This window comes from Methylomonas sp. EFPC3, assembly GCF_029643245.1.
GTDB lineage: Bacteria > Pseudomonadota > Gammaproteobacteria > Methylococcales > Methylomonadaceae > Methylomonas > Methylomonas koyamae_B.
This window is the reverse complement of the sequence record NZ_CP116398.1, coordinates 2,090,292-2,104,177: the sequence shown is the minus strand read 5'-3', so window position 1 is coordinate 2,104,177 and position 13,886 is coordinate 2,090,292. Positions and strand designations below refer to the sequence as shown.

Below are 13,886 nucleotides of genomic sequence, written 5' to 3'. Positions count from 1 at the left end.
GTAATTTTATCGCCTTTAGCGATCGGGTTTAATTCTGTTTAAGGAAAGCGTTTATGCTTTTAGAAATAAGAGAAAAGGTGCATGGAGTTTTTGCATCGATCATATTGATATTTATTTGCGTGCTGTTCGGTTTGTGGGGCATTCAAAATTATCTCGGCGGCGGCAAAGAAGTGCCGGTAGTGACGGTGGAAGGCAAGGAGTTTTTCCAGCGCGACGTCAATCAGGCCTACCAGCAATATGCCCAAAACTTGGCGGGCATGAAATTCGATGAAGAAACGCTGAAAAAGCAAGCTCTGGAAAAGCTGGTGCGCGACGAAGTATTGCTGCAGTACGTGCAGAATGAAAACCTGATCGTCAGCGACGACACTGCCAGGGATTTCATTCAATCGCTGGAGTATTTCCAAAAAGACGGCAAGTTCGACAAAACCCAATACCAAACGCTGTTGGGCTCACAGGGCATGTCATCCGCTGAGTTCGTCAATCGCATCAAGAAAGCCTTGGTCATGGAACAGTTTCAGCGCGCCATCATCGATAGCAGTTTCGCGACACCTGCCGAAATCGCCGGTTTCTTCAAAATCCAAAACCAAACCCGCGATATTGAATATGTGACGGTCCCGTTGGTTCAGGTCTCGCAACAGCCTGGCGACGACGAACTTACCGCTTATTACCAGCAGCATCAGGACGATTACCGTACCGACGAACAGGTTTCGGTCGAGTATGTCGAACTCTCGGTGGATAAACTGGCATCCGGTATTGCGGCCGACGACGAACATCTGAAGGCCTATTACGAAGACCAAAAAGCTCAATTCACGACCCAGGAGCGTCGCAAAATTAGCCATATCCTGTTTGCTTTTGGTAAAGACAAGGATGCAGACGCTCAAGCGCTGCAAAGAGCCGTAAAAGCCAAGCAGGATTTGCAAACCAAGGATTTTGCCGCATTGGCGGCCGAAGTGTCGGACGACAAATTGACGGCGAAAAACGGCGGCGATTTGGGGCTGTTCAACGTCGGCGTGATGGAAAAGGCCTTCGAGGACGCCGCCAGCAAGCTGAAGCTGGGCGAAATATCCGAGCCGGTGCGTTCCGCTTTCGGTTACCACCTGATCAAAGTGACCGAACTGGCTCCGGGCGAAACCAAGCCCTACGAAGCGGTCAAAGCCGAAGTCGCCAAGGCCTATCAAAAGAGCCAAGCCGAAACCAAATTCAATACCTTGGCTGAGAAGTTGGCCGAAGTCAGCTACGAGAATCCGGACAGTCTGGCGGCCGCAGCCGATTTACTGGGCGGCCCGGTACAAAAAACGGCTGAGTTTACCCGGGCAAACGGCGAAGGCATCGCCGCCGAAGAAAAAGTTCGTGCCGCCGCATTCTCTGAAGATGTGTTGAAGGGCGGCAACAGCGAGCCGATCGAAGTTGGTGGCGATAAGCTGGTGGTATTGCGCGTAGCCTCGCACCAGCCGGCAGCAGTTAAGGAATTGAAAGATGTCAAAAAAGAGCTGATTGCCGCTATTCAACGCGACAAGGCCAGTCAGCAAGCCGTCGCGGTGGCGGATCAGGTCAAACAGGATCTGGCGTCGGGAAAAACGCTGGCCCAGGCGGCCGAAGCTAGAAAATTGGTTTCGAAAAAACTGGACGGTTTGGCGCGTAACGCCACTCAGTTACCTGCGCCGGTCGTCCAGGAAATATTCAAAGCCGCCAAGCCGCATGCCGGTCAACCGAGTATTGCCGTGCTGGATAATGCCGACGGCGGCAAATTGGTGCTAGCCATTCACAAAGTCAACGAAGGCGTAATGTCCGAGGCCGACAAAAACAAGCAAGCTGCGATCTCGAAAAACATCGCCGCGGCTTTCGGTAAGGCGCAACTCGAAGCAGTGTTGAACGCGTTGCAAGCCAAAGCTGATATTGTGGTTCGGCCGGAAAAGCAATAATTTTTCAGCCGAGACTTGAAAAGGGAGCGTAAAGCTCCCTTTTTTGTAACCGCGATTTGACGCAGGCCTGACTAGCGGCCCCGATTCCTGCACAATCGGTAAAACGGAGGCTTGGAGCAAAGCAGCGATTTTGCAAATCGCCGGCCTGAAGGTAAAGTACAGCAGCTTTTGCGGCAGTTTCTGGAAATTGATACCGGTTGCCGTTGTGGTCAGCGTCAATATAAACTCCGCTCCCTTCGCCTCGAAACTTTCGGACAGATTTACCATGGAAAAACCATTCGCTTCTCGGGATTGGACGCTTTACGGCTTGGTTTGCTTGGCACTCGTTTTGATCGTATTGACGATGTACCAGATAGACCGGCAATGGGTGAAGCTTAGCGAAATGCAGGCCGCATTGGCCGAACAAGCCCAGGCCATGCGCGAGTTGCGCACTCTAGCAGCTAGCGGTGCCTTGACAGGGCAGACGCAAACCGCACAATCCGGCGGCATTGCCCCGGCCTTTCAACGAGCGTATGCCGCAACCAAGCTGCCGGATTATGCCACAGGCGACTGGAGCGTCGAAGCCTTCGGCACTAACCTGAAAACCATTACGCCGCTGGTATCGACCGATGCCTACGCCTCGAATGTACAAAGCTACGTCCAGGAAAGCCTGATTACCCGCAACCCGGATACGCTGGCCTGGGAAGGTTTGATCGCCAAAAGCTGGACGGTCAGCGAAGACGGTCTGACCATCGCTTTCGAGTTGCGCGACGACGTCGCCTTCTCCGACGGCCAGCCGCTGACTGCCGACGATGTGGTATTCAGCTTCAATTTCATCATGACCGAGGCGATCCAGGCGCCGCGCGAGCGTGCCTATTTGCAGAAGATTCAGTCGGTCAAGGCCGAAGGCAAATACCGGGTGGTGTTCACCTATAAGGAACCGTATTTCGAAGCCCTGTCCCTGGCCGGCGGTATGAATATTCTGCCCAAGCATTTTTACGAACCCTACCTGAAAGAACCGCAAAAATTCAACGAATCCAAAGGCCTGTTGCTGGGCAGCGGTCCCTTTAAACTGGCCGATCCGAAAAGCTGGACCCCGGACCAAGGCAATGTCGAGCTGGTGCGCAACGAGCGCTACTGGGGCGACGTGCAGCCGGCCTACAACCGCATCTTGTGGAAAATCATCCAAAACGACAGCGCCCGTTTGACCACCTACCGCAACGGCGACATAGACTCCTACTCGGCGCGAGCCTCGGAATACAAACAACTGCAAAGCGACGCCCAGATTCAAGCTAAGAGCCAAAGCTTCGAATACATGCCGCCAGTGGTGGGTTATAGCTACATCGGCTGGAACCAGATGCGCGGCGGCAAACCGACCCGCTTCGCCGACAAGCGGGTGCGCCAGGCCATGAGCTATTTGACCGACACCGGCCGCATCATCAAGGATGTGTTTCTAGGCTACGCCGAGCCGGCGGTCAGCCCGTTCGGCAACGCCAGCAAGCAGCACGACGCTACCTTGCAGCCGTATCAAGCCAATCTCGATAAAGCCAAGGCCTTGCTGAAAGAAGCCGGCTACGAAGACCGCAACCAGGACGGCGTGTTGGAAGACAAAACAGGTCAGCCCTTCGAGTTCAAACTGACTTACTTCCAGGCCAACGAAGACACCAGCCGCATGGTGCTGTTGTTGAAGGATCTGTACGCCAAAGCCGGCGTCAAACTGGTGCCGTTCCCGCAGGAATGGCCGGTGATGCTGGAAAACCTGGATAAAAAAGACTTCGACGCCATCACCCTGGGCTGGACCAGCAGCATCGAAACCGACCTGTACCAAGCCTTCCATAGCTCGCAGGCGATCAGCAAGGGTGATAATTTCATCGGCTACCAAAATCCGGAACTGGACAAATTGATCGACACCGCCCGCCGTACCGTCGACGAAGGCAAACGTATGCCGCTGTGGCAGCAGGCCGAACGCATCCTCTACGAAGACCAGCCCTATACCTTCCTGATGCGTCGCAAAAGTCTGTTGTTCGTCGACAAGCGTATTCACAATCTGCAAATGACCAAACTGGGCTTGAACCTGGGTTCGCTGCCGCTGGAAAACTACGTGCCGCTGGCCCAGCAAAAATACACCCAATAAGCCGGAGGACGCCGGATGCTGACTTATCTGCTGCGCCGCCTGCTGTTGATGGTGCCGACTTTGCTGGGCATCACCATCGTCGTGTTCACGGTGATGGCCGCGTCGCCGGGTGGTATCAGCGCCCAAACCCTGGTCGGCGGCATGGACATGAAGCCGCAGGAAAAGCAGGCCTTGCTGGACTATTACAACAAGCGCTACGGCCTTGACCAACCCGCGCCGCTGCAATACCTGCGCTGGCTGAACAATGTTTCGCCGATCGGTTTCGTCAGCGACGAGCAAGGCCACCAGTCGTTCTCGCTGAGCAAAGGCATGGATCTTGGCACCAGCTTTCAATACGGCCGGCCGGTCGCCGACATTCTCGCCGAGCGCATCCCGATTACCTTGCTGCTCAATCTGGTGACGATACCGTTCACCTACGCGCTGGCGATCTGGATCGGCATGAAATCGGCGACCGAACGCGGCGGTGCCTTCGATGTCGGTTCCAGCCTGGCGATGTTGGGCTTGTGGTCGATCCCGACCATGCTGGCCGGCGTCCTGCTGCTGGGTTTCTTCGCCAACGTCCAATATTTTCAATGGTTTCCGACCGCCGGCCTTAGCGACCGTGAAGCCTTGGACATGCCGTTCCTGCCGCATTGGGACGACAGCGGCTTCGTGCGCGGCTTTTTGCTGGATCGCATCTGGCACTTGGTGTTGCCGGTGATTTGTTTGTCCTACGGCGGCTTTGCCGCGCTGGCCAAGCTGACCCGCACCTCGATCCTGGAAAACCTGCACGCCGACTACGCCCGCACCGCCCGCGCCAAGGGCCTGGCCGAAAACGACGTGCTGTGGAAGCACGTGTTCCGCAACAGTTTGCTGCCGCTGATTACCGTTTCGGCCGGCTTGCTGCCGAGTTTGCTGGCGGGTTCGTTGATCGTCGAGAACATTTTCAGCATCAACGGCATGGGCCAACTGGCGGTCGAAGCGGTGAAGGGCAGGGACCGCGAGCTGGTGTTGTCGATCACCTGGATCAGCGGCTTTTTGACCCTGATCGGCTATCTGATCGCCGACTTCTGTTACACGCTGGCCGACCCGCGGGTGAGTTATGACTAAGCCCATCGTCAGTCGGCAATCCTTCGCCGCCCGCATCTGGCGGCGCACGCTGGACGGCGTCGGCGTCAAATTCGGCTTGGCCTGGGTTGGCGTGTTGGTGTTTTTTGCCGTATTCGCGCCGTTTCTGGCCAACTCGATGCCGTTATTGATGAGCAAAAACGGCGAGATTTCGGCGCCGGTGTTGCGCTATCTATCGATCGAGGATGCCGGGATTCTGGCGGGGTTTTTCATCGCGTTGGCGGTGTCGCGGTTGCCGTTGGCAGGCGGCACCAAGTTTTTACTGTTTCTGGCCGGCACCGGGCTGGCCGCTTTGATTGCCAACCTGACCGTCCAGCCGCCGGCCCTGGTAATCTACGACGATTTTCGCGGCCCCGAATACAGTCAGGTCGATTGGAAAATCATGCCGCCGATTCCCTACGCGCCCGGCGATTACCTGCGCGACCTGGGCAGCAAGGGCCTGGAAGCGCCGTTCGCCAGCGAAGGCCATAGGCATTGGATGGGTACCGAGGAAAACGGCGCCGACGTGCTGAGCCGGATGATCCATGCCAGCCGCATCGCCTTGAGCATCGGCTTCATCGCCACCGGCATTGCCCTGGCGATCGGCATCGTCGTCGGCGGGCTGATGGGCTATTTCTCCGGTGTGGTCGATATGCTCGGCATGCGCCTGGTGGAAATCTTCGAGGACATCCCGACCCTGTTTTTACTGCTGACCTTCGTCGCCTTCTTCGGCCGCAGCCTGTACATGATGATGGTCATCATCGGAGTCACCGGCTGGTCTGGCTACGCCCGCTACGTGCGTACCGAATTTCTGAAACTGCGCAAGCAGGACTACGTGCAGGCGGCGATTGCCAGCGGCTTGCCGCTGCCGTCGATCCTGTTCCGCCACATGTTACCCAACGGTGTCGCGCCACTGCTGGTCGCGGTCAGCTTCGGCGTCGCCGGCGCCATATTGTCGGAAGCGACCTTGAGTTTCTTGGGCCTCGGCGTGGTCGATGCACCGTCTTGGGGGGCAATGCTGGATCAGGCCGTAAAATCCTCGACCTTCAACTGGTGGATGGCGGTGTTTCCCGGCGGGGCGATTTTCATGACGGTGTTCGCCTACAATCTAATTGGTGAAGCGTTCAGGGACGCAATCGATCCGAAATTGTCGCGCCGCAACGGAGGCGAGTCGTGAGCGCGCCGTTATTGCAAGTCAAAAACCTGCGCACTTATCTGCACACCGGCGCCGAGCCGGTCAAAGCAGTCGAGGACGTCAGTTTTGAAATCCCGCAAGGCGAAACCTTTTGTCTGGTCGGCGAATCCGGCAGTGGCAAGTCGATCAGCGCCTTGTCGGTGATCCGCTTGTTGCCGGACGGTATCGCCAATCATCCCAGCGGCCAGATTCTGTTCGAGGGCCGCGACCTGCTGACCTTGCCCGATGCCGATGTCCGCCAAGTGCGCGGCGCGCAAATCGCGATGATCTTCCAGGAACCGATGACATCGCTGAACCCGGTGTTGACAGTCGGCGAGCAAATCATCGAAGCGCTGCAACTGCATTACCCGGACATGAACCCGAACGAGGCCGAGCAACGCGCGGTCGCCGCCTTGACCCAGGTACAGATACCCAATCCCGGCTCGCGCTTTCGCGATTACCCGCACCAATTGTCCGGGGGCCAGCGCCAGCGAGTGATGATCGCGATGGCCTTGGCCTGCCAACCCAAGCTGCTGATCGCCGACGAGCCGACCACTGCGCTGGACGTCACCGTGCAGGCCGAGATTCTGAGGCTAATGCGGCAGCTGCAAGACGACACCGGCATGAGCATGCTGTTCATCACCCACGACTTCGGCGTGGTCGCGCAAATGGCGCACTGGGTCGGCGTGATGCAATACGGCCGATTGGTCGAAGCTGGCCGCTGCCGCGACGTGCTGGGGAATCCGCAGCATCCGTACACGCAAAAACTGTTGGCTTCGGTGCCGGAGAATCTGGCCAAGCCCGATGTCTCCGCATCCCCGAAAGCCGTTCGCGCTGAGCCCGTCGAAGCGCCACCGCAGCTCGCAGAAGAAATACAACCACCTCTCTCCACTCCGGCTGAGAAGGATCGAAAATCGCTTTCCGTTCTGGAACGGGCCGGTCTGAAGCTGCAGGCGGCATCGGCTACCGGAGTTGATGTCATTCCGGTCGAGGCACAGGCAGCCGCTGCGCGGGTTGAACCCACTGCGAATCTGCAACCAGCCGAGCCTGCAATTGGAACAAAACCGCAAGCCGCTACCGAAAGCGACGCGCTAATCCAGATCCGCAACCTGAAAGTCTGGTTCCCGGTGCGCAAGGGTCTGTTGCGCCGCGTGGTCGATCACATCAAAGCCGTCGACGACGTGTCGCTGGATATCCCGCGCGGCGAAATCGTCGCGCTGGTCGGCGAATCCGGTTGCGGCAAAACCACGCTGGGCCGCGCCGTGTTGCAGCTGGAGCCGCCAACCGAGGGCAGCATCCGCATCAATGGCCGGGAACTGGTCGGATTGTCCGCCAAAGAACTGCGGCCGTTGCGTCGGCAGATGCAGATCGCCTTTCAAGACCCGCAATCGTCGTTGAATCCGCGATTATTGATAGAAACCACGCTGACCGAACCGATGCAGGTGCACGGCATCGGCGCCAGCCGCGACGAGCGCATCGCTTTGGCCGAGCAACTGTTGGACGACATGCAACTCGGCCGCGACGCGCTCTGGCGCTACCCGCACGAATTCTCCGGCGGCCAGCGCCAGCGCATCGGTCTGGCGCGGGCTTTGGCGTTAAATCCGGAATTCATCGTCTGCGACGAAATCACCAGCGCGTTGGACGTGTCGGTGCAGGCGGAAATTCTGCAACTGTTATTGGACATCCGCCGCCGGCGTAATCTGACCTTGCTGTTTATCACCCATAACATTGGCGTCGTGGAGTATCTCAGCGATCGGACGGTGGTGATGTATCGGGGGAAGGTGGTGGAGCATGGCTCTACTGCTCGGGTTTGCGGGGCGCCGGAGCATGAGTATACGCAGAGGTTGCTGTCGGCGGTGCCGAGGTTGGTGGTAAGTTGATATTCTTCTTTGGAGATATGGTTCGTGAAGGGCTTTGATTTTATAGACTTGAGAACTAAGTTATTTTATGGCTTTTAATTCGAGAGAAGGATTTGATTTTGTCGAATCAAAATTTTTGACTGATTCGTCTGGACGACGCCAAATTCATTACTATATTAATGGCATTCCATGTCCGACTGTTTATCTAAAAGATAGAGATGCACAGCAAGCAGCTCGGTATAGGCTCATAATAAAAGATTTAGAATATGTTGAATCTGCTCTTTCTTTTGCATTAAAACAATATCCATCAGATGTATTGAGTGAGTATGATTATTTATCTTCAGACACTGAGGCTGTGATTAACTGTTCTATTATGGATCATGGAATGCTAATTCGCCGATCAATCTATATTGCCTCTGTCATTTTCTATGCCAAAACTTTTACAGAGGCGAGGGGTAGGCGGTTAAAACTTGAAGCTAAAGATGTGTTTTCAGAAATTCGTGATCGAAAAACTCACAAAAAAATAATGGAAGATAGGCACTCTTACCTCGCTCATGCGGGGTACAGCGAAAGTGAAGCTGCAGTCGTCCCTGTAATTTTATCGCCAAATAATCCATTAAGAATTTTAGAGGGGCCTACAGTTCATGCAGCGTTTCTACAGTTGCCTGATGTCGATAATATGACAGATTTTTATTCCATTGTTGTTAAACTCAAAGAGTATTGCGAGAAGAAAGAAAAACTAAAACTTGATCAGCTTTGGGAAAAGCTAAAGGATATGAGCATTCATCAACTATACGAAATGGCCTCATTAACAGGCGATAAATTGGTTCCTATTCGCTAGCCGAGCACGCGTAGGTGCGATTAGCGGTAGCGTAATCGTACTCATGGTGTGAATTTGCCACGACTTGTTTTAATGTCGGGTCTCGGCCCGACGGCCGAAATACTTTTCTTTGCTTGTCCAAAGAAAAGCATTCAAAAGAAACGACACCCCATGCCGCTTTAACCCTGCGCGTCTGCGGGTTTGAGCGGGGTTTTTGGAAGGGCTATCCATAGCCCTCCAAAAACGCGCGGCATCCCTGCCGCGCCCCAGTCGGACAAATCCGCCCAAACCCTCCGGTGCTCGGCGCGGCATCAGGGAAGGAAAACCATCCCGATTGCGCGGTAGACCGGAGCACGCATAGCGTAACGTTTGCCTAATATCAAAGAGATCACTGCTGCGACGCTGACTTGAATGCCTGGGCGGAAACTGTTAAATCATTTCAGCGAATCGCGGGATTGATATGAAAATTATTCTTCAGTTGTTAGTTGCAAGCTTGGTATTGCCGTTACTTTGGATGATTATTTCGTCGCCAATCTTGTTTGTGTTTTTCCGTCTCGCTCGCATCATGCGCCGCAGAGCAATGCACTCAGGATGGATTATGGCGTTATTTGCGTCAGTCTTTTCTCTGATTGCTGCGCCTGTTCCAACTCCAATTATTACGGTATTCATTCCGTTTGGATTGGCGCTTACAGATAGTTCTTACTACCATGGCATTTTTCACGGACCTATGACCGAGCTGTGGAGATGGATAGTACCGTCGCTCGTTGTTACTTTTGCGGTTTCGCTCGCAGCAATATGGCGCTACCTCCGATCACCTGACGATGCCGGTTAGAGTGGGTGCGATTTTTTGTGCGCATTCGGAGTTGAAAATTTGGGTATCGATAGCGGTAGGCCGGAATAAGCGTATGCGTTTCCGGCTGTGGCTTACAGTTCCAGCCTGACGCCGACAGTACCGACCAAATGGTCGAAAAAGCGATTTCCCAGTAAGGTGTCGAAATTGACGAAGGGTTGGATGCCGTTGGGTAAGGTCAGGCCGATTCCTGCGCCCAGATGGTAGAAGTCGCGGTCGGGCCGGTCGTTGTTGAAGGTAAAAACCGTCGGGTTGGCGCGGCCGTCTTGGACGAAGCTGGCGCGGAGATCGCGCTGTTTGTTTTGAAACTCGTGGGTCCAATCGAAACTGATTTGGGGAGCGACCACGCCCCCTGGAGTGCTCAGCGCCGTCGATAGCATCAGGCCCACCGAGCTTTGCAGCGAGCGAATCCGGTCGCGCAGGAAATTCAATTCCAAACCGGTCGTACCGGTCTCGCGGTAGGCGTCGAGGCTCATTTCGCTGTAACGGAAACCCAGGCGCGGGCCGATGACAATGCCTCCGAACCAAAAATCGTAACCCGCCAGCGCATTGGCGGCGTAATGGTCCGCGCCGAAATCGGACGACACCATGCCGGACACCGGCCGCTTATTGGCGCCGAGCGACGGAAAACTGGTCAAGCGATCGCGTTCGCGCCATTGGCGAGCATATTCGAGCACGATATCGACAAAGGCGTTATCGTTTGGTGTCAGCGTGGCGTAAAGCGCCGGGCCGAACGCGTCGACCCGAAATCCGCCGAGGTTGGCGAACCGGCTGTCGGTGTTGCTGTAATTCAGCGCCGCGCCGGCCAGCAGCCAGTCGTTGGCGCGCCAATCGGCGCCGATTGCGCCGCCCTGGACATTACCGTTGTAGCCGGTTTCGAAGCGGGTGCTGCGTCGGTCGATGGCTTCGAATTGGCCGGAGAAGAACAGGTGCAAACCGTCAGTAAAAGCAAGCTCGGCTTCGTCGCCAGCGCCGCCGCCGTCCTTGCTTTGTTGCCGGCGGAGTTTTGCCAAGCGCTTGCCGGCGGCGACGAATTGGCTCTGAACCGAGCCGGCTCCGCCGCCAACGCTGCCGGCACCGCCTGCGCCGCCGCCCGGCGGGCCGCCGGGTGTCGGGAGGCAGAGTCTGTAAAGATTCGGGCCGGCCTTTTCGAGGAACTCCACCCGGTCGCCCGCCAGTCGCTCGCAATCGTTGCGTAGCAACGCGAACTGCGCTTCGTCCAGCGAGCTGGCTTCGGCCCAAACTTTAGCCGTCGGGCAAAGCAGCGCGGCAACCGCAACAATCGCAACGATCGGCTTGGGCGGCAGTTGCGAGAGGAGACGGCCGGGGGCGTCCATGAAGTCTTTGCGGTCGAGTAATCGCAAGTCAGACCGGCCCATGAAGCGTCAGCTCGCGGTGCTTATTTTTTGGTCATGAAGAAATAAATCGACTGGCATTTCAAGACCATTTTGCTGCCGTCTTTTGTGGTGGCGGCGCAGGTTTCCATTTTCGAGCGGCCCGGAGCAGCCTGTTTTTTCAATTTGCCGTCTTCGACGCTGTAGTTCAATACCGCTTTGAGTTGCTCAATGCGGGCGTGGGAGTCGTTTTCTTGGGAAATGCCTTCCATGGTGCCGTCGTTTCTGAAGGTCCATGTCGTGTTCAGGCCGCGGGCGCCGCTACCGTCGGCGTTGACCGATTCTTTTTCGATTTGCCAGGTGCCCAGCAGGTCGGCTTGGGTCAGCGGAATTTCCGCGGCGCCGGCGGCGAAAGAGGCGGAGAACAACAGCAAGCCGATGAGTTTGATGGAGGGCATAAAATTCCTGTGAGTTGATATGGATGAGGTACGGATTGTATCACGTACGAATATCATGGTTTTTGCTGCATCTGTTGTCGCCGTCGACAGCAGATGAAGTTTACCGGCCGAGACTGTCGGTGTTTTGCGCTGGTGCCGCTTCTGAAGGTGTTTTTTAAACCGGGCGGTGAGGAGGGAGTCGACTGGCTAATTGTCGAGCGAAGCGGCCGGATCAACTCTGTTCGTATCCGGCCGCCCCGCGTCGAGGCATCAAGCCAGGCTGCCGGCGAATATTCGCGTCGAATATTCCTGTTCGCGGAGCAGGATGGTCTCGTTCTTGACGTCTTTGAGTTTTTTTACCAGAACTTTGCCGGATTCCGGAAAGAAATAGATCTTGCGCGGATAGATATCCAGCGTGTCGGCGGCAACGATCGGGATGTCGCGTTCGGCCAGGTAATTACGCAAGAATTGCGCACTACGGGCACCGACGTTGTCGCGGTGCAGGCCGTTCAGAATATTGCCGCCGCCGAAGACTTTAGCTTCCAGCTGGTGCGCCTCCGCACCGATGTCGAGCAGATGGTCGATGAACTTATCCATCGCCGCGACCGCCTGGTGTTCCAGGCGCGCATTCAGCGGTTGGCCTTCGTTGGTGTTGGCCACCATGATGTGGTTCATGCCGCCTATGCCTTTGTTGCGGTCGCGGATACAGGCCGTGACGCAAGAGCCCAGCACGGTGACGATCACCGAACCGGCCGTGGCGAGGCAGTATTCGCCGGGGATGATTTTCTGGGCGCGGGTGCGCCAGTAAGGGTCGAAATAGGTTTCGGAGCGCTTTTTCAGGTACATGGCTCGGTGAATTCGGTAGTCGAGAGTATGAAAAATAACAAACAAAAATCGGGCCAGTCTTGAATAATGCCCTAAGCTCAAAATCTTGGCACTGAGCGATGTTGGTCGGCGGCGAACTTTGTAAAGCGGATTGACAATCTGTCGTTTTGGTCTACGCGCTCCGCACTGTTTGAGAGCAGATCGGTGCGGTATCGATTCCTGCCAAATCCAGACTGCTATTTGCGGGGTAAAGTTTCGTCCGCTGCGATTCGGCATTGCTCCGGTTTGCCGTCGGCAAATGCCGGCGAAATACTGACCGGTTCGGTCAAACTTTTCATTAACAGTAGATAGGCTTGGCCGTCGATGCAGACCTTGTTTAGGTTCCAAGTCTTGATCTGGCCTTGGAGGTCGATGCGTTCGATGCTGATTCGATCCAGCGGTAGCGAACGGTTGGCCGGCGGGATGGCGTTGGCATTGGTGCCAGCAGCGGCCAGCACGGCTGTAAATATCAGTTTTCTCATGGCTCGGGCCTCATCGATAGATTGTTGATCGACCCGCCAAGATGCCTGTCGGAGCGGATTCGGGCGCAGCGGATCAATAGGGATTCACGGGCGACAGTTTCTCCTCGGTTTCGTCGAGATCTAAAATGTCGGTGTCAGTGACGTTGCCGTCGTTGACCAGGTAATCGCGCTGCGAAAAATAGGCGCCGCGGAAAAATCCGTAGCGGTCCACCGCCGCTTCGCTGGCGATTTTTTCGGTTTCGAGGTTGTCGGCCCGCAAATCGGCAGCATTGACGCCGCCCAAGCCGCCGGAGATCGCCGTCGACAATGCCGACGACTGGGTAAACAGGCCGGTGTAGCTGATCGGGTTGGCGGCGGTGTCGCCGATCAAGCCAATCACGCCGCGAGGCGAACTCGACCCCAATAGCGGCAGCACTATATAAGGGCCGGTCGGTATGCCCCAATAGCCCAGGGTCTGGTCGAAATCTTCATGGTGTTTGGGCAAATCGATGGCGCTGGCCGGATCGAACCAGCCGGCGATGCCGACCGTGGTATTGACCAGGAAACGCGCCGTATCCATGCCGGCTTGCCGAAATTTTCCTTGCAGAACATCGTTGATCGAGACCCGGATGTCGGCGATATTACTGAAAAAATTGCTGATGCCGGCATCGACGAAATCCGGCGTAATCCAGCGGTAGCCACGGGCCACCGGTTTCATCAGGTAATCGTCGACCCGGTCGTTGAAGGTTTGCATCGGCCGGTTCCAGCTTTCCCAAGGATCGCGCGGATCGGAAGCCGGAACGCTGGCGCAACCGGACAGCGTGGTTGCCGCGCTTAGCAACAGAGTCAGGGCAGGGATGGTTCCGTTTCGCATAAGGTGTGCTCCAGTAACTGACGACTGATGCGTAAAGGTTAGCGTATTGCCGGGGTGTTTGTCTTGCCAGTCGGCGCGGATTTTATCGTGCG

At 56.0% G+C, this 13,886-nt stretch carries 12 protein-coding genes; 7 read left to right on the top strand and 5 right to left on the bottom strand.

The genetic code is table 11. The features are described 5' to 3' along the window. The first annotated feature begins 53 nt into the window (after nucleotides 1-53). The 7 genes from PL263_RS09285 to PL263_RS09255 all read left to right on the top strand — a co-directional run bounded on the left by PL263_RS09285 (nucleotide 54) and on the right by PL263_RS09255 (nucleotide 9,806). Entirely contained in the window at nucleotides 54-1,922 is a 1,869-nt protein-coding gene (locus tag PL263_RS09285; protein ID WP_278212745.1) for a SurA N-terminal domain-containing protein, read from the top strand. A 265-nt stretch (nucleotides 1,923-2,187) separates the two neighbouring features. Then, nucleotides 2,188-4,035 carry a peptide-binding protein gene (locus tag PL263_RS09280; protein ID WP_278212744.1) on the top strand — a complete coding sequence of 616 codons (1,848 nt, stop codon included), beginning with the start codon at nucleotides 2,188-2,190 and terminating at the stop codon, nucleotides 4,033-4,035. 15 nt (nucleotides 4,036-4,050) lie between these two features. Further along, the gene (locus PL263_RS09275; protein ID WP_278212743.1) at nucleotides 4,051-5,124 is read left to right on the top strand and encodes an ABC transporter permease; all 1,074 of its coding nucleotides are present in this window, start codon (nucleotides 4,051-4,053) and stop codon (nucleotides 5,122-5,124) included. Beyond that, the gene (locus tag PL263_RS09270) at nucleotides 5,117-6,298 is read left to right on the top strand and encodes an ABC transporter permease (RefSeq protein WP_278212742.1); all 1,182 of its coding nucleotides are present in this window, start codon (nucleotides 5,117-5,119) and stop codon (nucleotides 6,296-6,298) included. The genes PL263_RS09275 and PL263_RS09270 overlap by 8 nt, the downstream gene beginning before the upstream one ends. Then, nucleotides 6,295-8,175: a dipeptide ABC transporter ATP-binding protein gene (locus PL263_RS09265; RefSeq protein WP_278212741.1), complete on the top strand. Its 1,881-nt coding sequence runs from the start codon at nucleotides 6,295-6,297 to the stop codon at nucleotides 8,173-8,175. Before PL263_RS09270 ends, PL263_RS09265 begins: the two co-directional genes overlap by 4 nt. 67 nt (nucleotides 8,176-8,242) lie before the next feature. Continuing rightward, complete coding sequence (locus PL263_RS09260) at nucleotides 8,243-8,995, top strand: hypothetical protein (protein WP_278212740.1); 753 nt, start codon at nucleotides 8,243-8,245, stop codon at nucleotides 8,993-8,995. Nucleotides 8,996-9,434: 439 nt separating this feature from the next. Next, nucleotides 9,435-9,806, top strand: a complete 372-nt coding sequence (locus PL263_RS09255) for a hypothetical protein (protein WP_140912824.1) — start codon at nucleotides 9,435-9,437, stop codon at nucleotides 9,804-9,806. Between the two features lie 92 nt (nucleotides 9,807-9,898). On the opposite strand, the gene PL263_RS09250 is transcribed toward PL263_RS09255, so the two are convergent. The 5 genes from PL263_RS09250 to PL263_RS09230 all read right to left on the bottom strand — a co-directional run bounded on the left by PL263_RS09250 (nucleotide 9,899) and on the right by PL263_RS09230 (nucleotide 13,794). Beyond that, nucleotides 9,899-11,203 carry an autotransporter outer membrane beta-barrel domain-containing protein gene (locus PL263_RS09250; protein ID WP_278212739.1) on the bottom strand — a complete coding sequence of 435 codons (1,305 nt, stop codon included), beginning with the start codon at nucleotides 11,201-11,203 and terminating at the stop codon, nucleotides 9,899-9,901. Nucleotides 11,204-11,223: 20 nt separating this feature from the next. Further along, complete coding sequence (locus tag PL263_RS09245) at nucleotides 11,224-11,616, bottom strand: lipocalin family protein (protein ID WP_140912822.1); 393 nt, start codon at nucleotides 11,614-11,616, stop codon at nucleotides 11,224-11,226. Between the two features lie 249 nt (nucleotides 11,617-11,865). Continuing rightward, entirely contained in the window at nucleotides 11,866-12,441 is a 576-nt protein-coding gene (locus PL263_RS09240) for a chemoreceptor glutamine deamidase CheD (RefSeq protein WP_140912821.1), read from the bottom strand. Nucleotides 12,442-12,656: 215 nt separating this feature from the next. After that, a complete protein-coding gene (locus PL263_RS09235; RefSeq protein WP_278212738.1) occupies nucleotides 12,657-12,941 on the bottom strand; it encodes a hypothetical protein in 285 nt (94 codons plus the stop codon). Between the two features lie 73 nt (nucleotides 12,942-13,014). After that, nucleotides 13,015-13,794 carry a VacJ family lipoprotein gene (locus PL263_RS09230; RefSeq protein WP_278212737.1) on the bottom strand — a complete coding sequence of 260 codons (780 nt, stop codon included), beginning with the start codon at nucleotides 13,792-13,794 and terminating at the stop codon, nucleotides 13,015-13,017. Between the last annotated feature and the right edge of the window lie 92 nt (nucleotides 13,795-13,886).